This is a genomic window from Bacillus sp. PK6-026 (assembly GCF_054161455.1).
In genome coordinates this window covers 3963819-3984553 of record NZ_CP096418.1, presented here as the reverse complement: position 1 = coordinate 3984553, position 20735 = coordinate 3963819, and the positions used below count along the sequence as shown (strand labels likewise).

General features: G+C 48.4%; 22 protein-coding genes. 16 read left to right on the top strand and 6 right to left on the bottom strand.

Translation table 11 applies throughout. From position 1 onward, the window contains the following. Position 1: 1 nt before the first annotated feature. Positions 2 to 973: a phosphate acetyltransferase gene (gene pta, locus M1D59_RS20330; protein WP_020453322.1), complete on the top strand. Its 972-nt coding sequence runs from the start codon at positions 2 to 4 to the stop codon at positions 971 to 973. 42 nt (positions 974 to 1015) lie between these two features. Here pta and M1D59_RS20325 read toward each other — a convergent pair whose 3' ends face one another. Beyond that, positions 1016 to 1966: an amidohydrolase family protein gene (locus M1D59_RS20325; protein WP_048350408.1), complete on the bottom strand. Its 951-nt coding sequence runs from the start codon at positions 1964 to 1966 to the stop codon at positions 1016 to 1018. An 18-nt stretch (positions 1967 to 1984) separates the two neighbouring features. Continuing rightward, on the bottom strand, positions 1985 to 2764 hold the full coding sequence (locus tag M1D59_RS20320) for an IclR family transcriptional regulator (protein ID WP_026580260.1): 780 nt from the start codon (positions 2762 to 2764) through the stop codon (positions 1985 to 1987). Positions 2765 to 2965: 201 nt separating this feature from the next. Here M1D59_RS20320 and M1D59_RS20315 point away from each other — a divergent pair, with 201 nt between their 5' ends. The 7 genes from M1D59_RS20315 (at position 2966) to M1D59_RS20285 (ending at position 9908) form a co-directional block, all read left to right on the top strand. Then, positions 2966 to 4441, top strand: coding sequence for an aldehyde dehydrogenase (locus M1D59_RS20315; RefSeq protein WP_458117642.1), 1476 nt, complete (start codon positions 2966 to 2968; stop codon positions 4439 to 4441). Positions 4442 to 4455: 14 nt separating this feature from the next. Next, entirely contained in the window at positions 4456 to 5241 is a 786-nt protein-coding gene (locus tag M1D59_RS20310) for a 2-keto-4-pentenoate hydratase (RefSeq protein ID WP_023857037.1), read from the top strand. 14 nt (positions 5242 to 5255) lie between these two features. Next, a complete protein-coding gene (locus M1D59_RS20305) occupies positions 5256 to 5447 on the top strand; it encodes a 4-oxalocrotonate tautomerase (protein ID WP_020453317.1) in 192 nt (63 codons plus the stop codon). Positions 5448 to 5470: 23 nt separating this feature from the next. After that, on the top strand, positions 5471 to 6322 hold the full coding sequence (locus tag M1D59_RS20300) for a DODA-type extradiol aromatic ring-opening family dioxygenase (protein ID WP_023857038.1): 852 nt from the start codon (positions 5471 to 5473) through the stop codon (positions 6320 to 6322). A 38-nt stretch (positions 6323 to 6360) separates the two neighbouring features. Further along, positions 6361 to 7737 (top strand): MFS transporter, encoded by a 1377-nt coding sequence (locus M1D59_RS20295; RefSeq protein ID WP_023857039.1) that lies wholly within the window; start codon positions 6361 to 6363, stop codon positions 7735 to 7737. Between the two features lie 15 nt (positions 7738 to 7752). Next, on the top strand, positions 7753 to 8958 hold the full coding sequence (pobA, locus tag M1D59_RS20290; protein ID WP_025810621.1) for a 4-hydroxybenzoate 3-monooxygenase: 1206 nt from the start codon (positions 7753 to 7755) through the stop codon (positions 8956 to 8958). Between the two features lie 104 nt (positions 8959 to 9062). Then, positions 9063 to 9908 (top strand): lipoate--protein ligase family protein, encoded by an 846-nt coding sequence (locus M1D59_RS20285; protein WP_026580256.1) that lies wholly within the window; start codon positions 9063 to 9065, stop codon positions 9906 to 9908. Between the two features lie 169 nt (positions 9909 to 10077). On the opposite strand, the gene M1D59_RS20280 is transcribed toward M1D59_RS20285, so the two are convergent. Then, on the bottom strand, positions 10078 to 10407 hold the full coding sequence (locus tag M1D59_RS20280; protein WP_023857042.1) for a YjdJ family protein: 330 nt from the start codon (positions 10405 to 10407) through the stop codon (positions 10078 to 10080). 164 nt (positions 10408 to 10571) lie between these two features. After that, positions 10572 to 11360 (bottom strand): RsfA family transcriptional regulator, encoded by a 789-nt coding sequence (locus M1D59_RS20275; protein ID WP_101561356.1) that lies wholly within the window; start codon positions 11358 to 11360, stop codon positions 10572 to 10574. A gap of 219 nt (positions 11361 to 11579) precedes the next feature. On the opposite strand from M1D59_RS20275, the gene M1D59_RS20270 reads away from it, so the two are divergent. The 4 genes from M1D59_RS20270 (at position 11580) to M1D59_RS20255 (ending at position 14867) form a co-directional block, all read left to right on the top strand. Further along, positions 11580 to 11804 carry a YuzB family protein gene (locus M1D59_RS20270; RefSeq protein WP_003186096.1) on the top strand — a complete coding sequence of 75 codons (225 nt, stop codon included), beginning with the start codon at positions 11580 to 11582 and terminating at the stop codon, positions 11802 to 11804. Positions 11805 to 12043: 239 nt separating this feature from the next. Beyond that, on the top strand, positions 12044 to 13342 hold the full coding sequence (locus tag M1D59_RS20265) for an HD domain-containing protein (protein ID WP_025810625.1): 1299 nt from the start codon (positions 12044 to 12046) through the stop codon (positions 13340 to 13342). Between the two features lie 30 nt (positions 13343 to 13372). Further along, entirely contained in the window at positions 13373 to 13876 is a 504-nt protein-coding gene (locus tag M1D59_RS20260; protein ID WP_023857045.1) for a YwgA family protein, read from the top strand. Positions 13877 to 14060: 184 nt separating this feature from the next. After that, entirely contained in the window at positions 14061 to 14867 is an 807-nt protein-coding gene (locus M1D59_RS20255; RefSeq protein ID WP_025810626.1) for a zinc-dependent metalloprotease, read from the top strand. A 42-nt stretch (positions 14868 to 14909) separates the two neighbouring features. Here M1D59_RS20255 and M1D59_RS20250 read toward each other — a convergent pair whose 3' ends face one another. Further along, complete coding sequence (locus M1D59_RS20250) at positions 14910 to 15095, bottom strand: 2-hydroxymuconate tautomerase (protein WP_025810627.1); 186 nt, start codon at positions 15093 to 15095, stop codon at positions 14910 to 14912. Positions 15096 to 15181: 86 nt separating this feature from the next. On the opposite strand from M1D59_RS20250, the gene M1D59_RS20245 reads away from it, so the two are divergent. Together M1D59_RS20245 and M1D59_RS20240 are read left to right on the top strand one after the other, a co-directional pair. Further along, positions 15182 to 15865: a site-2 protease family protein gene (locus tag M1D59_RS20245; RefSeq protein ID WP_035400430.1), complete on the top strand. Its 684-nt coding sequence runs from the start codon at positions 15182 to 15184 to the stop codon at positions 15863 to 15865. A 12-nt stretch (positions 15866 to 15877) separates the two neighbouring features. Continuing rightward, on the top strand, positions 15878 to 16393 hold the full coding sequence (locus M1D59_RS20240) for a YwhD family protein (protein ID WP_020453305.1): 516 nt from the start codon (positions 15878 to 15880) through the stop codon (positions 16391 to 16393). 61 nt (positions 16394 to 16454) lie between these two features. On the opposite strand, the gene M1D59_RS20235 is transcribed toward M1D59_RS20240, so the two are convergent. Beyond that, positions 16455 to 18527 (bottom strand): transglycosylase domain-containing protein, encoded by a 2073-nt coding sequence (locus M1D59_RS20235; protein WP_101561357.1) that lies wholly within the window; start codon positions 18525 to 18527, stop codon positions 16455 to 16457. A gap of 368 nt (positions 18528 to 18895) precedes the next feature. Between M1D59_RS20235 and speE the strand changes: the two genes are divergently transcribed. After that, positions 18896 to 19726 (top strand): spermidine synthase, encoded by an 831-nt coding sequence (gene speE, locus M1D59_RS20230; RefSeq protein ID WP_023857050.1) that lies wholly within the window; start codon positions 18896 to 18898, stop codon positions 19724 to 19726. Between the two features lie 54 nt (positions 19727 to 19780). Next, the gene (gene speB, locus M1D59_RS20225; protein ID WP_023857051.1) at positions 19781 to 20653 is read left to right on the top strand and encodes an agmatinase; all 873 of its coding nucleotides are present in this window, start codon (positions 19781 to 19783) and stop codon (positions 20651 to 20653) included. The last annotated feature ends 82 nt before the right edge of the window (positions 20654 to 20735 follow it).

Genomic DNA, 20735 nt, shown 5'->3' with positions numbered 1-20735 from the left:
AGTGGCAGATCTATTTACAACAGTGCAGGAAAAAGTAGCAGGAAAAGGAGTTAAAATCGTATTTCCGGAAGGTATGGACGAGCGCATTCTCAAAGCTGTCAACGATTTGGCCGGAAACAACGTATTAAAGCCGATCCTTGTGGGAAACGAGCAGGAAATCAAAGATAAAGCGAACGGGTTGAATTTGACGCTGGATGGCGTTGACATATACGATCCTCATACATACGAAGGAATGGAAGACCTTGTTCAGGCTTTCGTTGAACGCCGCAAAGGAAAAGCGACGGAAGAACAGGCCCGCCAAATCCTTTTAGATGAGAACTATTTTGGAACGATGCTTGTTTATAAAGGGCTTGCCGACGGTCTTGTCAGCGGTGCGGCTCATTCAACAGCGGATACGGTTCGCCCTGCGCTGCAAATTATTAAAACAAAAGAAGGCGTGAAGAAAACTTCCGGCGTGTTTATCATGGCGCGCGGCGATGAGCAGTATGTATTTGCAGACTGTGCGATCAATATTGCGCCTGACAGTCAGGACCTTGCGGAAATTGCAATCGAAAGTGCGAACACAGCGAAAATGTTCAACATTGACCCTCGTGTCGCCATGCTCAGCTTTTCAACAAAAGGCTCTGCAAAATCAGACGAAACTGAAAAGGTAGCCAATGCGGTTGCGATCGCCAAAGAAAAAGCGCCTGAGCTTACACTGGACGGCGAATTCCAATTTGATGCGGCATTCGTTCCGTCTGTCGCCGAGAAAAAAGCGCCGGACTCCGTCATTAAAGGTGATGCAAACGTATTTGTTTTCCCAAGCCTTGAAGCGGGGAACATCGGCTATAAAATCGCTCAGCGCCTCGGCAACTTCGAAGCGGTCGGTCCGATTCTGCAAGGGCTGAACATGCCTGTAAACGACCTCTCCAGAGGATGCAACGCTGAAGACGTTTATAATCTTGCGCTGATTACGGCAGTTCAAGCGCTGTAATTTGTTTTTGAAAAAGGTGAACCTGAAGAGGTTCGCCTTTTTTTATGCTTCAATCGCTACATTCAGCAGAGATTCCGCCCCTTTCCGACCGGGATCGAGAGGCGGCCACTGACAAAGGTCAAAAGGAAAATCGGAACCCGGAACAAGGCGGTCTTCTCCGATGAGCTTCTTTAAATATGCCGCGCTTTCTTTCTCCCACAGCACGCTGTCAAACCAAAACTTCCGCAAATATTCGCGCGGCGGCGCCGAAAGCGATGAAGAAACGCCGGCCCATTTGTCATATCCTTTGTCCAGTCTTCCGATCTGATAGGGCAAAAAGCCGCCGCCGTGCGCCAGCAGAATTTTCACATTGCGAAAACGGTCTGTAAACCCGCTTAACAAAAGATCAGCGGCGCAAATTGTCGTTTCCCACGGAACGCCGATCAAATTTGGCAGCATCCTGCGGCGAAGCCGCGGATCTTCAGAAAGGAGCGGATGGATAAAGATAATCGCTTTTCTTCTGTCAGCCGTTTCCCAAAACGGTGTAAATGCTTCGTCTGAGAGAAGCATTTGCGAAGCGCCGGGGCCGATAATCGCTCCTTTAAGGCCGTTGTTCATCGCTTCATTCAGGCGCTCGCTCGCCTTTAAAGGGCTGTTCAGCGGGACGGTGCCGAGGCCTGAAAGGCGGCCGTCGTGTTTTTTAACCCATCCGGCAAGCGCTTTGTTGTATACAAAGGACAATTCGTCTGTGATTTCTTCGGCGAGATCGTAAAGGAAAAGCTGGGGAACCGGCGATACCAATGAGTGTGAGACGCCGGCTTCCTGCTGGGCTTCCAAATATAAAGCTTCCTGGTAGAACAGCTCTTTTAATTCAAAGCCCCATTTGTGATTGACCGTCAAAAACTCCGCTTGGCGGCCATCCTTTTTTTCGCGGACGGCGTGGACCTTCTTTTCATTGTCGTCCAGCCAAAGCAGCACATCGTGCGGTATAAAGTGCGTGTGAAGATCATACAAAGCCGATTCCCCCAATTTTTATATTCGTTTCCAGTACCCGATTCTTTCGGAAATATCCCGGGCCGCTTTTTTCACTTGGTATACGATTTTCGCCTGCCGGGCCTTTATGCGTTCTGCCGGACCTACGACACTGACGGCGTACAACACTCGTCCCGCGTGGTTTCTGACGGGAGCTGAGATGGATGTGACACCATCAATGAATTCCCCGCAACTGACGTCAAACCCGTTTTCTTTAACGGTTTTCAGCGCCTCCCTCAATTTGTCCTCGTCTGTAATCGTTTGTTTTGTACAGCTTTTCAAGCCTTCCTTCACATACTCATCCAATATGCCGTCTTCGTCAAAGGCGAGAAGCACCTTGCCCGAGCTTGTGCAATGCATCGGGTTTTGCCGCCCGATATATGAGAGAAGTTCGACAGGGCGGGGGCATTCCGTCCGATTGAGATAAACGACGCTGAGCTCGCGTCGCATCGCAATATGCGACGTTTCGCCGGTCTCTTCTGTCAGCCGTTTGAGGACCGGCTGGGATTCGCGGTTGATTTCAAGAGTGGAGTTGACAATGGTGTTTAACTTCAGAACCGATAAGCCGAGCTTGTATCTTCTGGATTCCGGGTCCTTCATGACAAACCCTTCGCTTTCCAATGTAGTCAAAAGGCGCGATACTGTGCTTTTTCCGAGGCCGAGCGATGAGGCGAGTTCGGTTAGTTTCTTTTCCGGTGTCTCTAATGTAAACGATTGAAGCAGACGAAGTGCATTTTTTACTGAACCGAGCAGCTGGTGGTCCTTTGTCTCAACAGTCATAGGTTCCTCAACTCTCTCCCTTGTTTTCGTTGCCTTTTATTCCATAATATAACATGATTTTAAAAATAAAAAAGCGGAAAATATCAAATTTTCGGAAAAAATGTCTGAGTTGTTCCGCATAGAGGAACATTGCTGTTTTCTTGTCGTTTAAAATCATTTAACTTAATGGAAAGGATTTGAAAAGGAGGATGTTTGTAGAATATGAATGTTCAGACCCCATCGGCAAAACTCGTAAAACCTTTTGACTGTCAGCACTACATAAACGGCAGGTACTTTCCTTCAGAGAACGGCAGTACGTTTGACAACATCAATCCGGCTACACAGGAAATCATCGGGAGCGTTGCGGAAGGAGGCAAAAAAGAGGTCGATCTTGCAGTCGCGGCAGCAAGGCGTGCTTTAAACGGACGCTGGAAAAACATGACCGCTGACGAAAGGATTCGGATCATCAGAAAGGTCGGCGACATCATACTTGAGCGTAAAGACGAACTGGCAAGGCTCGAGACATTGGATACGGGGAAGCCGCTTTCGCTCTCAAGTAATTTAGATATTCCGCGGGCTGCTTTCAACTTTCATTTTTTTGCGGATTTTATGAGAGGAGCCGGAACAGAAGCTTATCAAACTGACGATCTTGCAATCAATTATGCGATCCGCCGTCCGGTCGGCGTCGTCGGGCTGATCAATCCGTGGAACTTGCCGCTGCTTTTGCTGACGTGGAAATTGGCGCCTTGTCTGGCGGCGGGAAATACAGCCGTCATCAAACCGGCTGAACTGACGCCGCTGACAGCCACGCTCCTCGGGGAAATCTGCCATGATGCAGGAATGCCTGACGGAGTCGTCAACATCGTCCACGGGTTTGGGCCTGATTCCGCCGGCGCTGCGCTTTCTGAGCATCCCGATGTTGATGCGATATCTTTCACGGGAGAAACGACAACCGGCAAAATCATTATGGAAGCTGCTTCGAAAACATTAAAGAAACTTTCCTTTGAATTGGGAGGAAAGAACCCGAATATTATTTTTGCCGATGCCGACATGGAGGAAGCCGTCAGCATCTCATTGAAATCGAGTTTCGTCAACCAGGGCGAAGTATGTATGAGCGGCTCCCGCATCTATGTCGAGCGGGAAGCGTATGACGAATTTCTGAACAAGTTCGTTGAGAAAACGAAAGAGCTCAAAGTCGGCGATCCTTTTGATCCGGATACGAATATCGGCGCCTTAATTTCTTCTGAACACACCGAGCGTGTGATGAACTACATCGAATTGGCCAAACGGGAAGGCGGCGTTATTTTAAACGGAGGAAAACGCCCTGAAGGACAGGAATCCGGCTGCTTTCTTGAACCGACGATTATCACCGGACTTTCCCGCAATTCCAGGCTCATCAAAGAAGAAATCTTCGGGCCGGTCGTGACGGTGATTCCGTTCGACGAAGAGGAGGAAGTTATTGCACAGGCTAATGATACACATTACGGATTAAGCGCGACCGTATGGACGAACGACCTCCGCCGGGCGCACCGCGTAGCCGGGCAAATCGAATCGGGCATGGTATGGGTCAACAGCTGGTTTCTCCGCGATCTTCGGACACCGTTTGGCGGCATGAAACAGAGCGGGCTCGGACGAGAAGGAGGCATTCACAGCCTCGAATTCTTCAGCGAATTAACCAATATTTGCATCAAGCTGTAAAAGGAGGAAAACGGATGAATGCCACAGCATTGAAGGATACGGCGCGCCTCTTGTATCTTGCTGAAACAGAGAAGCGCGAGGTTGAAAGAATCACAAAGGACTACCCGGAGCTGACCGTCGAAGAGGCGTATGCGATTCAAGAAGAACTGATTCAACTGAAATTATGGGATGGCAACGGCATTATCGGTCCGAAAATGGGCCTGACAAGCCGGGCGAAAATGGAGCAGATGAACGTCGAGGAGCCGATCTACGGTTATATTTTTGAAGATATGATCGTACCAAACGGCGGAAGCATCCGGATGAACGAGCTGATTCACCCGAAGGTTGAAGCCGAGATTGCTTTTGTGCTTGGAAAGGATATTGAAGGGCCGGGTGTTACAAAGGAGAAGGTCCTTGAAGCCGTTGCTGAATTGATTCCCGTTCTTGAAGTGATTGACAGCCGTTATGAAAACTTCTCATTTACCCTGCCTGATGTCATTGCGGACAATGCGTCATCTTCAAGGGTGGTGTTAGGTGAAAAAGTGAAGATGCCGGACCATTTCAAGCTTGATGAAGCAAAAGTCTCTTTAGTGATAAACGGCGAGGTCAAAGAGCAGGGCACTGGTGCAGCAGTTGTCGGACATCCCGCAAATTCGGCGGCCATGCTCGCCAATATGCTCTCCAGGAAGAAACAAAAGCTTGCGGCCGGAAGCATCATTTTAACGGGCGGTGTAACGGGAGCTGTCATGCTGCAGCCGGGCGACCGCGTTTCAGCACAAGTAGAAGGACTAGGAGATGTATCATTTTCAGTCCAATCATAACCTGAGGTGATCATATGCCGATCGTTCATATTCAATTATTAGAAGGCCGGCCGCCTGAAAAGGTCGAGGAAGTCATTCAAAAAGTGACGGAAACGTTGAGCGCCACCCTTGATGCTCCGAGGGAAAACGTCCGTGTTCTTGTCACCGAAATTCCTAAAAGCCACTGGGGCATAGGCGGAACACCGGTTTCAAAATTAAGACCTTAAAGAAGGCGACGGGAGGAATCTACATGTCAATCGAATTGGCGGCGCTTGTTCCGCATACACCGAGGATGTGCTTTGAAGATAAAACCCCTGACTTTCAAAAAGAGCTGGTCAAAGGGATGAAGCGGCTCTCCGGGATCATCGAAAGAATTCAGCCTGATGCCGTTGTCTTGATTTCCTGTCACTGGACGTCAAGCTTCGATCATCTGATCGATGCGGCTCCCGATCATCAAGGCGTTTTAACAGCTTTGGAGTGCCCGAATTTAATTTCCGATGTTCCGTATTCTTACCCCGGGGACACGGAATTGGCGCTGCAGTTGGCCGAAGCCGGCGCAAAAGAGGGGCTTTCCGTCATTCCTATCAACGATCCCGCCTACTGCTGGGACTACGGGACAGTTGTTCCGCTGCGCTATCTCGTTCCAAAAGGGGATATTCCGGTCATCGATTTATCGGTTACATTGGCGGCGAACCTGGAAGAAACGTATTTGTGGGGCCGGATTGCCGGAAGAGTACTGAAGGAAAGCAGAAAGAAAATCGTGTTCATCAGCAGCGGGGCACTCAGCCACCATTTGGTGAGAGGGCCCGAATGCATGCCGACTTTGGCCGAACAGGCCCTCGATGCTCAATTTTTAACCTATTTAACAGACAACGATCTTATATCTGCTCAGCAGATGCTGCCTCAATATGCTAAAAATGCCGGACTTGAAGCTGGCGGCCGTCACATTGCAATGCTTTTGGGCGTGCTTGAAGACGGATGTAAAAGCACGTTTTACGGATACGGCCAGTCTTCCGGGAGCTCCAATGTCGTCATGGCATTCGAACCTGCGGGGCAAAAAGCTCGCACGCACGCTTTCAATGAAAAAGACACCGTACGTTAAGCTGTTCTCATAATACGATTAGAATCGTGGAGGGAAACATGAAAAATCGTTCAGTTCATCCAGCAGAAATCATGGCGGCCAGCAAATTCAACAAAGTGCATCTGACTGTTTTCCTATGGTGTTTTTTCGCCATCGCCTTTGACGGTTATGATATTGCGATGTACGGCGTCAGCTTGCCGTGGCTGATGGAGGAATGGAGCCTGACCGCCATTCAAGCCGGAGCGATCGGCAGCTATACATTGATCGGTATGATGCTCGGCGCACTTATTTTTTCACCGCTCGCAGATCAATACGGCCGCAAAAAGGTGTTAGGCTTCTGTATTTTTCTGTTCAGCCTGTTTACGGCATTGGCCGGGCTGATCGATTCTCCGCTTTTGTTTACGATCATGCGGTTTCTTGCTGCTCTTGGAATGGGCGGGTTGATGCCAAATGCGATTTCGCTGATGACCGAATATTCGCCGAAAAAAAACAGAGCGGTGATCGTAGCCGCCATGTATTGCGGCTATTCCGCAGGCGGTGTGCTGGCGTCTCTCGTCGGCATGTTCGCCGTGCCCGGGACAAGCTGGAGAGTGCTGTATCTGATCGGAGCCGTGCCGCTCTTTGTGCTCCCGTTTTTTTTCAGCCGGTTCCCCGAATCTCTGTCATTTTACGTTTTGAAGAAGAAGACGAAAGCGTTGGCTGAGATTCTCAATCAGGTGCATCCGGCGGGACGGTACAGGGAAGACGACAATTATCAAATTTCGGTGATTGCGAAAGAAAAGAAGGGCTTTCCAGTTAAAAAACTGTTCGAACAAAAACGTGCAGCGAGCACATTCGCATTCTGGCTTTCCGTTTTCAGCTGCCTTCTCATGGTCTACGGCTTAAATACATGGCTTCCGAAAATGATGCAGGAGTCAGGTTACGGGCTGTCGTCAAGCTTGTCATTTAATCTGGCGCTGTGCAGCGGACAAGCCGCAGGAGCGGTACTCGGCGGATATTTGGCAGATAAGGCCGGCCATAAAAAAGTGCTTGCGGCGATGTATGTCATCGGGGCCTTTTGTTTTGCAGCGTTTGGAATGACGATGAACGCCGTTCTTCTGTACTTGCTGATTGCTTTAGGCGGAGCATGCACTGTCGGAGCGCAAAATATCGCCAATCCTTATATTTCAGAATATTATCCGAAAGAAATCAGAGCGACCGGAATCGGCTGGGCGCTCGGGGTCGGCAGACTCGGAGCGATCATTGCCCCTTCGCTGTTTGCATTGATTCTTGCTGCCGGGATGGAGCCGAAGCAGGCTTTCATGGTGTTCGCGATCCCGAGTGTTTTTGCTGCGCTTGGCATCATGCTCGTCCAAGAGAAGCATGCTTCATTTGATTTTGTCTCTAAATCGGAAAGCGCCGAGTTTACGTTAGAAGCCACATCAAAACATGGATAAAGGGAGGAAACCATTTTGCGGACACAAGTGGGAATTATCGGAGCGGGGCCTGCCGGGCTTATGCTCGCAAACCTGCTCCAACGCCGGGGAATCGAAGCGGTCGTGATCGAATCCCGCTCGCGAAAGGAGATTGAAGAAACCATCCGTGCAGGCGTTCTTGAACAGATGACGGTAGATTTGCTAAATGAAACAGGCGCCGGTGAACGGATGATGAAAACAGCCATGTTTCATCAAGGGATTGAGATCCGCTTTGGCGGCAAGCGGCACAGAATTGATATGCACAAGCTGACGGGAGGAAAGTACATTGCCATCTATCCCCAGCATGAAGTGATCAAAGATTTAATCGACGTCCGTCTGCAATCGGGAGGGCGCATCGTTTTCAATGTGTCTGGCGTCCGCCTGTCAAATATTGATACAGAAGCGCCCGTCATCACTTATCAGACTGAAAACGGCGATACAGAAGAACTGACCTGCGATTTCATTGCGGGGTGCGACGGATTTCATGGGCCGAGCAGACAAAGCATTCCGAGGGAGATCCGCAAAGAGTACGAAAAGGTGTACCCATACGGATGGCTCGGCATATTGGCTGAAGCCCCTCCGTCCTCGTCTGAACTTGTGTATGCCCATCATGAGGACGGGTTTGCCCTCGTCAGCACGAGGACTCCGGAAATCCAGCGGCTTTACCTGCAAGTCAGCCCTTCAGATTCAATCGGGAACTGGCCGGACGAAAGGATATGGGAGAAGCTTCATTTAAGGCTGTCGGCCGATGACGGATGGAAGCTGACTGAAGGCCCTGTGATTCAAAAGAACATTGTCTCGATGAGAAGCTTTATATGCGATCCAATGCAATACGGCAGACTGTATTTAGCGGGGGATGCCGCGCATATTGTACCGCCGACCGGTGCGAAAGGCCTGAATCTTGCGATGGCGGATGTCCAACGGCTTGCGTGGGCGCTCGAAGACTATTACGAAGCTGGCAAAACCGAACGGCTGGACCGCTATTCTGAGGCTTGCCTCCGCCGCGTCTGGAAAGCGGAGCGCTTTTCCTGGTATATGACATCCCTGCTGCACCGTCATCACGGCTACACGCCATTTGACTACCAAATTCAATTGGCTGAGCTTGACCATGTCACAACCTCAACAGCGGCCGCTCAAAGTCTTGCCGAAAATTACGTCGGGCTGCCGCTCGAATTCGGAGAACCGTCTTTAAGCGTCACATGAATGAAGGAGAAGCGCCGGAGATAAGAAAAAATCCCACATCATGTTTTCGTAAATGGTATAATGGATGTTGGCTGAAATGCATAACGAAAGGGTTTACAATATATATGGCAAAGCAACCGATTGATCTACTCATCCAGCCGAAATGGAGAATTATTGACCAATCCAGCCTCGGCCCATATTTTGATGCAAAACAATCATTTGCGATAGATGATACGCTGTGCGCTTCTGTCGGAAAGGGTTTGTCTCCGGCGACGGCGCGTTCCTGGGTGCACCATGACACGATCGTGCTCGGAATTCAGGATACAAGGCTTCCTTATTTACAAGACGGGATTTCATTGCTTGAAGAAGCGGGCTATCAAGTCATCGTTCGCAATTCCGGCGGACTGGCCGTCGTTTTGGACAGCGGGGTTTTAAACGTTTCGCTGATTTTTCAGGATAAGAAAAACGGAATTGATATCGACCGGGGCTATGAAGCGATGTTTGAGCTCGTTAAGCGAATGCTGTCATCCTATGACGCAGCAATCGAAGCCTATGAAATCAAAGGCTCTTACTGTCCGGGGAGCTTTGATTTGAGCATCGGGGGAAGGAAGTTTGCGGGAATTTCCCAGAGGCGGCTGAGAGGCGGAGTGGCTGTTCAAATTTATTTATGCGCTGATCAAAGCGGAAGCGGTCGCGCTGAGCTGATCAAACGTTTCTACGACACCGCATTGAAAGACATGCGCGGGAAAACAAAAGCCGTTTATCCCGATATTCGCCCGGAAACGATGGCTTCGCTCTCTGAGCTTCTCAATGAAGACATCTCGGTGCAGGACTTGATGCTCTTGCTTCTGACACAGCTGAAAGAGCTGGGCGGGGAGATTTATCAAGGCCCCCTCACGCCCGCAGAAGAAGAAGCCTATGAAAAAAACCTCGTCCGTATGATTGAGCGGAATGAAAAAGTTTTTGGATAGAAGAAGAGCCTCTGCGCTCCCGTTATATTCGTTGCCAGGCATGCTTAAAGCGGCGAAAAACCGCGGCTGCCTCTAGCGGATTGAGAAAATGCTTCATAGACGGCAAAATCCTAAAACGGTTGAACGTTTCAGGATTTTGTCACACTTCACCGCTTCCGAAGCGGTTTTTTTATGCTGCGCTTAAAGCGCTTTTTCGTTTTACATATGTTTTGATGAGAAGATAAGCCGCCAAAGCGATGATATACGCCAAACTGACAGCCATTAAAATTACGGTTGCCGGCGTATGCTTGGCCGCGTAGACGAAAAAATCAAGCTGGGAAATATCGTGTGCGTATTTTATGGAGTCCTCTCCATAGAGCAGTTTTGTAAACTTGGCTGTATATTTCCACTCCCACGGCACCTTTAAAAGCTCGCTGCCTTGATACCAGCTTGCCAATGCAGAAAACAAAAACAAAAGGGCTGCCGTGCCTAACTGAACCGCATATAAAACAAACTTCATCGAATACCCCGCCTTATAAATTGCTATCCCTATTATGAAATTTTTGTCATATGAAAGCAAGCCGCAGAGGTAAAAAATACCCCCTTTTTTCAAGAAAGGGGTATCAGCGTATCGGCAAATTTTTATGTTTCAGTTCTGTCTCTTTGCCGCACCCTCTGAAAGCGCTATTCAGCCATTTTTTCTAAATTGCCGTTCCGGTCCATTTTGAAGGCGGGCGCAGCGTGTTCGTCTTCTTCGAATAAAACTAGTTTTCTTGCACGGTTCATAATTTTTACGAGCGTTTCGTAGTCTTCCTGGATGGTCGACTGGTCTTTTTCCAGCTTTTTGACTTCAGCTTCAAGCTTTTCAACTTTTTTCGTCAGCTCTTCATTTTCCTGTTTTAAGCGGTCATTTTCCATTTTTAAAGCGGCAGTCTGTGCTTCGTTTCCTGTGTAGTTTTGCAGGAAGCGGATCACATCATCGATCGTCATGTCTTTCGATGAATCGGCTGAATGGCCTGCCTGCGGCTGGTTTGGCGATAGAAGGTGCGATAAACTAGCTAACTCTTCTTTAAAGCTCTCATCAACATAAGGCAGATGCTCGCTGGCGATCGGCTGCTGTTCGCTTGAATCGGCGGTTGCTTTCTGCTGCCCAATGACGCTTTCTGCAGGCGGTTCAGCCTCTGTTTCGACAGGCGGCTTGTATAATAAGCGTTTTTTCGCCGGCTGGCCGTTTCCAAGGGCGCGCATTCTTTGCTTCCTTTGTTTTTTAGCCAGCTGCAATGCTTTTTCGTATTGGTGGCGGACAACCGCGTTCCATCTAAAACCGCAGGCGGCTGATGTCCTGTTCAGTCTGTCTCCGACTTCCTCGAAGGCGTTCAGCTGTGTGCTGCCTTCTCTGACATGCCGCAATACCGTTTCAGCAAGCAGTAAATCATTCTCTTCAGACCAAGCGTCTTGTCTTTGTTTCATCACTTCTCAACTCCCATTGTCAGTATTGGTATTAGATTGTCCATTTTGGAAAATATTTATACAAGTTTGCTAAAAGAATAGGAACTGATTTTTTTAGCGCGATCCTTGCAGGAATGAAAGAATCCTTGTAAAATGAAGGATGGTGTCATTTTTTATCAAAGTTCGGCACGGTTGAATGCCTTTCATAAAGACAGATGAACAAAACGAAAGGAAGCGTATGAAATGGCTAATGAATTTCGAGTATGCGACGATTGTCAGGCCACTAATTTAAAGACGCTTTTGCCCCGTCTGAAAGAAATCGATCCGGATGCAAAAGTGGAAATCGGCTGCCAGTCTTACTGCGGGCCGGGACGAAAAAAATCGTTCGCGTTTGTCAATAATCGTCCGCTGTCAGCTCCTGATGAAGACGAGCTGATCGAAAAAGTGAAAAAGAAACTCAAAAAATAACCGCCTCCCTAACGGGTCAGGCGTTTTTGCTTGTTTGCCGGCTTTTTTGCAGTCTGGAACAAATAGCCGGGTAAATTCAAGGATGTTTTCAAAAAAGCAGACTCGATATAATAGAAACAGACCTAAAAGAAAACAAGCAGATCGGGCAATACTTACAATATACATTTAGTTCTCCGAAGAAAAAGAGACGGATGGGCAGCGATCAGTTTGCCTCACGTTTGAAAAAAAGAGGGACAAAAATGGCGTATCCAAACGGAAAATTATCAGAAGAAAAAGTGTTTAAAGACCCTGTTCACCGCTATGTCCATGTACGGGACAAGCTGATATGGGACTTGATCGGAACCCGTGAATTTCAGAGACTGCGCAGAATCAAACAGCTTGGAACGACCTATTTGACGTTTCACGGAGCCGAACACAGCCGTTTCAACCATTCTCTCGGCGTCTATGAAATTGTCAGAAGAATGGTTGATGACGTTTTTAAAGGCAGGGAGGAATGGGATGACAGCGAGCGTGATCTGTGCCTTTGCGCCGCATTGCTGCACGATTTGGGGCACGGCCCGTTTTCCCATTCGTTTGAAAAGGTCTTCCGGCTTGATCATGAAGATTTTACGAGAGCGATCATTTTAGGCGATACAGAAGTTAACCAGGTGTTAAACAAGGTGAGCCCGACGTTTGCAAAGGATGTCGCTGAGGTCATCGCGAAAACCTATCAAAACAAACAGGTCGTCAGCCTGATCTCAAGCCAGATTGACGCTGACCGCATGGACTATCTCCAGAGAGACGCCTATTATACCGGCGTCAGCTACGGCCATTTCGATATGGAGCGGATCCTCCGCGTGATGCGGCCGCGCGAAGACCAAATCGTGATTAAGCAAAGCGGAATGCATGCCGTTGAGGATTATATTATGAGCCGGTACCAGATGTACTGGCAGGTCTATTTCCATCCTGTGACAAGAAGCGCGGAAGTGATTTTGACGAAGATTCTTCACCGTGCAAAGCAGCTTCATGAGGAAGGCTATGTTTTCACGCATGCGCCTGTGCATTTTTATTCTATTTTTGAAGGCAATGTCACATTGGAAGATTATTTGAGTCTTGATGAAGCAATCATTCTTTATTATTTTCAGGCCTGGGAAAAAGAAGAGGATGAAGTTTTGTCTGATTTATGCCGCCGTTTTATCAACCGCAGGCTGTTCCAGTATGCGGAATTCAATCCGAATGAGGAAATGGCGACTTACTTTGAACTGACCGCCTTGTTTAAAGAATCAGGGATTGATCCCGATTATTATCTTGTGGTGGATTCGTCCTCAGACCTTCCTTATGATTTCTACAGACCGGGGGAAGAAGAGGAGCGCCTCCCGATTCAATTGCTGACGCACAACGGCCAGATTAAGGAGCTGTCGCGGCAGTCCGATATTGTCGATGCGATATCAGGCAAGCGGAGAACGGACCATAAGCTGTATTTCCCGCTCGATTTAATCGAAGGATTGCCTGACGGCCGTCATGCGAAAAGAATGAAAGAATTGCTCGGACTGATATAGAAAGAAAAGGATGAAGGAGATGGCGGAGATTTGTTAAAAGAACATGCAAAGCTGATGAAGGTCTTCTCGGATTCGGGGGAGATTGTAGGGCGGAAAAAGCTGCAGAAAATCATTTATATCGCAAAGAAATTGGAGCTTCCCTTTTATGAAAAATATGATTTTCATTTTTACGGGCCCTATTCAGAGGAGCTGACGCTTCAAGTCGAAGAACTTTGCAATCTCGGATTTCTTCATGAAGTCAAAGAAAAAAAAGGCGGCTATTATCAATACCGCTATTCGCCCACTGAAGCGGGAACGCAGTTTTTGAGCCAGTGTGAGCTGGATATGCGGGATATTAAAGCCTATATAGACGACGTGAACGGCCAGTCATCGCGCTTTTTGGAACTGGTGTCGACGATTCTGTATTTTGAAGGACTGGAGCAGGAAGAGATCAGAGAAAAAGTGTTTACCGTAAAAAGCAAGCAGCGGTATACGGACGAAGAATTCGATGAAGCCGTCGCTTACATAAAAAAACTCAGAGACCTTTGTTCATAAGCCTGCCGGAAAACGGTAGGTTTTTTGTTTTGTTTTATTGTAAACATTTTGGAATTTTTGTGGGGAAATAGAAAGGAGCAGTAAACAGAACGCGTGTAATATTTCCTCTTTTTGGATGAATTGAAGGAATTTTTAGATAACTAGCAGAATCTTTCATTCGTTCAAAAAAAGGAGGGAATTAGCAGTGAAAAAGCGTTCTATATTCTTATCTCTATTACTTTCCGTCAGTCTCATCCCCGGTTTGACGGCAGGCGCCGCCAAGGTTGACGGGCACGATCATGAACACGGCCATGAAGTAAAAGGAACTCATATCGATTCTTTGCCTAAGGCGAAAGACTTTAAAGACTTGAAAGGAAAAGTTCAAATAGAAAGAACGGTCAATACGAAAATATTGGATGAGAAAGGAAATGTGACGGGAACAAAAACGTTTAAAAAGAATACGAGCAAAGGGACATTTTCAACCCAGGCAGGCACGGGCAGTCAGAAAGTGAGCGTCCTGGCCGTGGCTGACGCTCAGTATCGCGCGAAATACAGCGATTGGCAGACGAGAATCGTCCAAATTATTGAGCAGGCGGATGTCATGTTCAACAGGGACCACGATATTGATTTTGTCGTCGAAGCCGTGGCGCCTTGGACTTCTTCAGGCAGCAACAGCTCTCAAATTCTATCAAACCTTCAGAGCAATTTCAGCGGGCGCAGCTATAAATTTGTCGTCGGATTTACGGCGAACAGCAATTTTGACGCCGGCGGCATCGCATACGTATACAACAGCAAGCCGAACGGCAGCGCCTTCAGCGTAAACCTCGACCAGGGAACGGCCAACACGGCAAAAGCGGCGACCCACGAATTTTCCCATAACTTCGGCTTGAACCACGATGCGCAAGGAAGCGGAATCCGCTGCATTATGAACTACGACTACGCCTACACGGTCGATGTCTGGGATTCGGCTCACAATAGCCAGATCACAAGAAATAAAGCTTGGTATAAATAATAAAAACGGCGTCCCGCATGTAAGCGGCAGACGCCGTTTTTATTACATATCGCTCATTCGTTTGCCGGCGACACCGTAGTTTTCCTTTTTCAATTCCTCAATGATGACCGCGATTTTTTCTGCAGGTGCGCCTGTTGTTTCGGAGACGGCTTCGGTCACTTTTTTCACCAGATTTCTTTTTTGATCATCTGTGCGGCCTTCCAGCATTTGAACCGTTACGTACGGCATATGTTCTCCTCCTCCTTTTAAAAAATGGCTGCTTACTTTAGCATCAGCTGCTCTTATAGTATACTGGAGATAGTAAATCTTTGTATATGAGAAAGAGGGAAAGCCACATTTTAGACCGTTTTCTTATTTATCCGCTGGAAATGATTCCGTATGTTGTTTTGACACTTGCTGCCGCATTCACCGTGCATGAGGTCGCCCATGCATATGTGGCATACAAATTCGGTGATGAGACGGCCAAACGGCAGGGCAGGCTGACGCTCAACCCGCTCAAGCATCTTGATCCGTTTGGAACGATTTTGATCTTTATTTTGGGATTCGGATGGGCAAAGCCGGTGCCCGTTAACCGCTTTTATTTTAAAAATCCGAGGCTGGCCGGATTTCTCGTGTCAATCGCAGGACCGATCAGCAACCTGATCCTTGCTTTCATCGGTTTTATATTGCTGCTTTTGTCCGTGAAGCTGTCCGGGACGCTGCCTTCCGGTTTTTACAGCGGCTTGCTTCAATTTTTTACGATTTGGGTGAATCTCAACCTGCTTTTATTTCTGTTTAATTTAATGCCGTTCCCGCCCCTTGACGGTTTTCGGGTTATACAGGATGTGGTCGCCCCCGATGTGCGGGCGAAGCTGTCGAAATATGAAGCGTACGGCTCGATCGTGTTTCTGATCATCGTCATTACGCCGCTTGGCCAATATGTATTCTGGCCGTTTTTGAATGAAGGGCGGGAATATATCATCTCGATATTTAACAGCGTTTTCCGGCCGCTGATGTAGGAGGTATTTTTGATGGAACAAGGAAAAAAGAAAAAAACAATCGGATTCAATATTATTAAAAGCGATCCGACGGACGGACACGGGGGATTTGGTGCAGGGGCTTTAAGCCTTGACAACATCTCGCCTGTCTTTGTCGATGTCGAAGAGAAAGAAGCGTTTGTTGATATCGGCGCCATGCACGCCCGCAGCACGGTTGAAAAAGGAATCAAATTTTTGCCGAACAAGGAAGAGGTGCCGAACGGAAAACCTTACTGGCTTGTGTGGGTTACGATCGACCGCAGGGAAGAAGGCCCTTATTATGCGGGGGTGACGGCTTGCGAAATGACTGTGGACAGAAGCATCCGCCGCGGCTACAAATCGCTTCCGGAGCACGTGAATTTAATGGATAAGTCGATGAAGCGGAAGATTATCGTCGAGCACATGGATGAAAGTTCCAAGCGCGTTCTGGCCGATTTTCTGAAAAATCATGATCAAGGGCTTTGGGACCGTTCATCAGACGAGCTGAAAAAGGGATTGCTTCAGCAATAGGAAAAAAACCCCCCGGACCGCCGTGAAGTCCGGGGGGTTCGTCTATCCCGCCCAAAAAAGTTTATTCTTCTTTTTTAAACCATTTTTCCCACCACTTTTTCCGCTTGTGGGGAGCGGCGGGTTTTTCGCGCCCGGCTTTTTGATCCTTATAGATTTCTTTTCCGTAGCAAACCTGCTCGGGTTCAGTACCTTCGATAAAATAAGCGAAATATTTGGACGGACAGCTGGGCGCCGCCGCATAGCCTGTAGCAGGGTCAATATACATCCCTTTCACGCCTTCAGGCGGCTTTAAAGCTGCGGCGGGCGCGTTTTCAAGCGCTTTTTCCATAAATTTGGCCCAAATTTGTTTGGCATAGTTTTTCTCTGCGACGGCATCGATTGTCCGCTCTTTGTCATATCCCGTCCACACGCCTGAAGCAAGGCCGGGATAAAAGCCGATCATCCAGCTGTCGGTGCTGGTCGTTCCCGATTTTCCGGCGTATGGGCGCGTCAGCTGATCTGCGATCGTCCGCCCGGTAACAGTTGTATAGCCGTTGAGTGATTTGTCGAACATTCCGCTCATCATGTTTGCCGTGATAAAAGCCGCTCTTGGGTCAAGGATTTGTTTGCTTCGCTTCGGTTTTTCGTAAAGAACCTCCCCGTTCGAATCGGTAATTTTCGTAATAAAGGAAGGTTCGATTTTTTTTCCGCCATTGGCAAACATGGCGTATCCGTTTACCATTTCAATCGGCTTCACGGGGGATGTTCCGAGCGCAAGCGACGGCACTTTTTGCAGCGGGCTCGTGATGCCGAATTGTTTTGCAGCATCAATCAGTTTGTCCATGCCGAGGAAAAGGTGCGTTTTCACGGCGTAAATGTTATCGGACAAAGCCAGGGCCTGAAGAAGAGTGATCGGGCCGTCTGCGTAATAGCCGTGATAGTTGCTCGGCGAATAAGCGCTGCCTTGCCCGAGCTCAAATGTCGTTTCTGCGCTCCTCATCCGGGTGGCCGGCGTAAAACCGTTTTGAACAGCCGAATAATAAAGGAAAGGCTTCATAGTGGAGCCGGGCTGCCGCATAGCCTGGGTTACGCGGTTAAACGGGCTTTTTTCGTAGTCGCGTCCTCCGACAAGCGCGAGAACGCTGCCGTCGGACGGATTGATCGCTGCAAACCCTGCCTGAATGTCAGATGACGAATCAATCGTGCGTTCGATCGTGTCCTCGGCAATTTTTTGGAGACGCGGGTTGAGCGTGGTGAATACGTTGTAGCCGCCGGTTTCTGCTTGCTCCGGTGTCAAATGCAGCAAGCGCGCGATTTCTTTAACCGCTTCGTCATAAAAGTACGGAGCGGTTTTAGCGGTTGTTTGCTTATCCTGTTTTTCAAAGCGGAGCGGCAGTTTTTTCAGTTCTGCCGCCTGCTTTTTCGTGAGCTTGTTTTCTTTCTCCATCATTGTCAGGATTATTTCTTGGCGTTCTTTCGCCTTTTTTTCATTAACAAAAGGCGAATAAACGGAAGGACCCTTTGGAATGCCGGCAAGCATCGCAGCTTCCGCCGCATTGATATCCTTGGCCCGTTTGCCAAAATACATCCGGGAAGCAGCTTCGATTCCGTAGGCTCCATGCCCGTAATAAATCGTATTTAAATAGCCTTCCAAAATATCTTTCTTTGTGTAGTTTTGTTCGAGCCGTATCGTATAAAAAGCTTCATTCCACTTTCTTTTCCATGTTTTATCGTGGCCGAGGTAGAGGTTTCTCGCATATTGCTGTGTAATGGTGCTGGCTCCCTGAACTTTGGACATCGCCTTTAGATCGGCGATGAGGGCGCCGCCCATCCTCATATAGTCGAAGCCATGGTGCCGGAAGAAGTTCCGGTCTTCAACGGCAAGTGTGGCATCGATGACGGCGGGATTGATGCTTTTCAGCGAAACCCAGTACCGCTTTTGCCCGTAATGCGTCTCTCCCATCTGCTTTCCGCTTCCGTCATACAGCACGGTAGACCTCGGCACCTGAATCGAAGGAGCGCCTTGCCATTTGGCTGCCAGGACCACCGTCATGACAACGATTGAAAGGAAGATCAGCATCAATGCTCCCATGAACAAAAATGCGCGTATCGTCTTGATAGTTAAACGGACCCGCTTGTCCGTCATCATGTCCATGTTCAAATCTCCTCCCGGATAAATAAATGTTCTTATCATTATGAGGAAAAAGAGGAGGGTTTAAACAAGCGGGAAGGAAAAAACCGCAGACCCTCTAGGAGGCGATTAACAGAGCAACCGGAGGAATCCTCAGTTTTGGCAGTCGCCGCTGCAGAATAAGCTTATGTACATCTGTGGCAAGCTCAGCCGAAAACGGCCGTCGGGAATGGAATGACTCCTGAAAATAAATCGATCCGTCTTTACAATCACCTGCAATTCCTCTATACTTTTTCCTTAGGCAAAAGCCGATGCTTCAGTGCAGAATAATCGTCGCCGCAGGCGAGAAAAATAGATGGAAATACAGCTTATCACGAAAGGAAGATGACGCTTTGAGCGGACTTTGGTACACAGAGAAGCAAACGAAAAACTTCGGCATTACGATGAAAATCAACAAGACTTTACATACAGAGCAGACGGACTTTCAAAAGCTCGAAATGGCCGAGACGGAAGAATTCGGCAACATGCTGTTTCTTGACGGCATGGTCATGACATCTGAAAAAGATGAATTTGTCTACCACGAAATGGTGGCGCATGTGCCCCTGTTTACGCATCCGAACCCTGAGCATGTACTTGTGGTCGGCGGCGGAGACGGCGGCGTCATCCGTGAAATTTTGAAGCATCCGAGCGTCAAAAAAGCGACGCTTGTCGATATCGACGGCAAGGTGATCGAATACTCTAAGAAATTTTTGCCTTCCATTGCAGGCAAACTTGACGATCCGCGCGTCGAAGTAAAGGTCGATGACGGCTTTATGCACATTGCAGAATCTGAAAATGAGTACGATGTCATCATGGTCGATTCAACCGAGCCTGTAGGGCCGGCTGTCAACTTGTTTACAAAAGGCTTTTACGCCGGCATAGCAAATGCGCTAAAGGAAGACGGCATTTTTGTTGCTCAGACGGACAACCCTTGGTTTACACCTGAACTGATCACTAACGTTCAGCGCGATGTAAAAGAGATCTTTCCGATTACAAAGCTGTATTTGGCCAACATTCCGACATATCCAAGCGGATTGTGGACGTTTACGATCGGTTCGAAAAAATACGATCCTCTTGAAGTGGAGGACAGTCGCTTCTTCGATATTGAGACGAAATACTATACAAAAGAAATTCATAAAGCGGCATTCGTCCTTCCGAAATTCGTCAGCGATTTAATCAAATAAAACAGTTTGGCGCAGGATGGTATTCTGCGCTTTTTTTCAGGGAGGTTTTTGAAGATGAGATTTGATGAAGCATATTCCGGCAAGGTGTTTATCGCAAGCCGCCCCGATTGGGAAGAGGCGGACGCCATCCTTTACGGCATGCCGATGGATTGGACGGTCAGCTACCGTCCCGGATCGCGCTTCGGTCCGGCGAGAATCCGCGAGGTGTCCATCGGGCTTGAAGAATACAGCCCTTATTTGGACAGGGAGCTTGACGAGGTTCATTTCTTTGACGCCGGCGACATCCCGCTGCCTTTCGGGAACCCGCAGAAGAGCCTCGACATGATTGAAGAATATGTTGACAGCATTTTAGAAAAAGGAAAATTCCCGCTCGGAATGGGAGGAGAGCACCTCGTTTCATGGCCGGTTATTAAAGCGATGTATAAAAAATATCCCGATCTTGCCATCATCCATATGGATGCGCACACAGATCTCCGCGTCGACTATGAAGGAGAGCCGCTCTCGCATTCGACGCCGATCCGCAAAGCAGCGGAACTGATCGGTCCCGGCAATGTCTATTCATTCGGCATCCGCTCCGGTATGAAAGAGGAGTTTGAATGGGCAAACGAAAACGGTATGCACATTTCCAAATTTGAAGTGCTTGAGCCGCTTAAATCCGTCCTGCCGAAACTCGCAGGGCGTCCGGTTTATGTAACGATTGACATCGATGTCTTAGATCCCGCTCATGCGCCGGGAACCGGTACGGTTGACGCCGGAGGCATCACATCAAAAGAGCTGCTCGCTTCGATTCACGAAATCGCCCGCTCAGACGTCAACGTCGTTGGAGGAGACCTGGTTGAGGTCGCTCCGGTCTACGACCATTCGGAACAAACCGCAAATACGGCAAGCAAGCTGATTCGCGAAATGCTGCTCGGCTGGGTGAAATAAACAGGCTGTCCTTTTTCGGGACGGCTTTTTTCTTAGAAAATGGTTTATCTTCCCGTCCGTTCTGTTAAGATGGTATAAAGGA

What these genes read in the sequence shown, in the direction of transcription:
- M1D59_RS20245 (WP_035400430.1), top strand. Translation starts at nt 15,182, where the DNA reads ATGAGAAAGAGGGAAAGCCACATTTTAGACCGTTTTCTTATTTATCCG.
- M1D59_RS20240 (WP_020453305.1), top strand. Translation starts at nt 15,878, where the DNA reads ATGGAACAAGGAAAAAAGAAAAAAACAATCGGATTCAATATTATTAAA.
- M1D59_RS20250 (WP_025810627.1), bottom strand. Translation starts at nt 15,095, where the DNA reads ATGCCGTACGTAACGGTTCAAATGCTGGAAGGCCGCACAGATGATCAA.
- speB (WP_023857051.1), top strand. Translation starts at nt 19,781, where the DNA reads ATGAGATTTGATGAAGCATATTCCGGCAAGGTGTTTATCGCAAGCCGC.
- M1D59_RS20305 (WP_020453317.1), top strand. Translation starts at nt 5,256, where the DNA reads ATGCCGATCGTTCATATTCAATTATTAGAAGGCCGGCCGCCTGAAAAG.
- M1D59_RS20285 (WP_026580256.1), top strand. Translation starts at nt 9,063, where the DNA reads ATGGCAAAGCAACCGATTGATCTACTCATCCAGCCGAAATGGAGAATT.
- M1D59_RS20315 (WP_458117642.1), top strand. Translation starts at nt 2,966, where the DNA reads ATGAATGTTCAGACCCCATCGGCAAAACTCGTAAAACCTTTTGACTGT.
- M1D59_RS20295 (WP_023857039.1), top strand. Translation starts at nt 6,361, where the DNA reads ATGAAAAATCGTTCAGTTCATCCAGCAGAAATCATGGCGGCCAGCAAA.
- M1D59_RS20270 (WP_003186096.1), top strand. Translation starts at nt 11,580, where the DNA reads ATGGCTAATGAATTTCGAGTATGCGACGATTGTCAGGCCACTAATTTA.
- M1D59_RS20320 (WP_026580260.1), bottom strand. Translation starts at nt 2,764, where the DNA reads ATGACTGTTGAGACAAAGGACCACCAGCTGCTCGGTTCAGTAAAAAAT.
- M1D59_RS20310 (WP_023857037.1), top strand. Translation starts at nt 4,456, where the DNA reads ATGAATGCCACAGCATTGAAGGATACGGCGCGCCTCTTGTATCTTGCT.
- M1D59_RS20265 (WP_025810625.1), top strand. Translation starts at nt 12,044, where the DNA reads ATGGCGTATCCAAACGGAAAATTATCAGAAGAAAAAGTGTTTAAAGAC.
- M1D59_RS20235 (WP_101561357.1), bottom strand. Translation starts at nt 18,527, where the DNA reads ATGGACATGATGACGGACAAGCGGGTCCGTTTAACTATCAAGACGATA.
- M1D59_RS20280 (WP_023857042.1), bottom strand. Translation starts at nt 10,407, where the DNA reads ATGAAGTTTGTTTTATATGCGGTTCAGTTAGGCACGGCAGCCCTTTTG.
- M1D59_RS20300 (WP_023857038.1), top strand. Translation starts at nt 5,471, where the DNA reads ATGTCAATCGAATTGGCGGCGCTTGTTCCGCATACACCGAGGATGTGC.